This window comes from Kitasatospora sp. MBT63 (assembly GCF_000710465.2).
Classification (GTDB): Bacteria; Actinomycetota; Actinomycetes; order Streptomycetales; family Streptomycetaceae; genus Kitasatospora.
On sequence record NZ_JAIZ01000573.1, the window covers coordinates 1 to 483 of the forward strand.

Genomic DNA, 483 nt, shown 5'->3' on the forward strand with positions numbered 1-483 from the left:
GGTCGTGCTTGCCCGCGCTGGCCGTGCCGATGACGTACGCGCCGCGGGCCTTGGCGATCTGCACCGCGAGGTGCCCGACGCCGCCGGCCGCCGCATGTATCAGGACCCGCTCCCCGGGACGCACGTTCGCCGTGTCCACCAGGGCCTGCCAGGCGGTCAGCGCCGCCAGCGGCAACGCCGCCGCCTCCGTGTGCGTCAGACCGGCCGGCTTGCGGGCGAGGTGGCGGGCCGGCGCCACCACGAACTCCGCATACGCACCCGCCTGACGCGGGAACAGCGGCATCCCGAAGACCTCGTCCCCCGGCCTGAACAGGCCGACCCCCGGGCCGACGGCCTCGACCGTGCCGGACACGTCCCAGCCCACCGCCGGGACGGCGCCCCACTCGACCAGGGCCCCGCTGGCACGGGTCTTCCAGTCCACCGGGTTCACCCCGGCCGCGTGTACCCGGACCAGGACCTCGTTCAGGCCCGGTACCGGACGCT

At 75.6% G+C, this 483-nt stretch carries 1 protein-coding gene; it reads right to left on the reverse strand.

Annotation, left to right across the window (positions count from 1 at the left end; translation table 11 throughout):
- The coding region (locus AA75_RS29990) for an NADP-dependent oxidoreductase (protein WP_033823442.1) at positions 1–483 on the reverse strand (483 nt) is incomplete at both ends.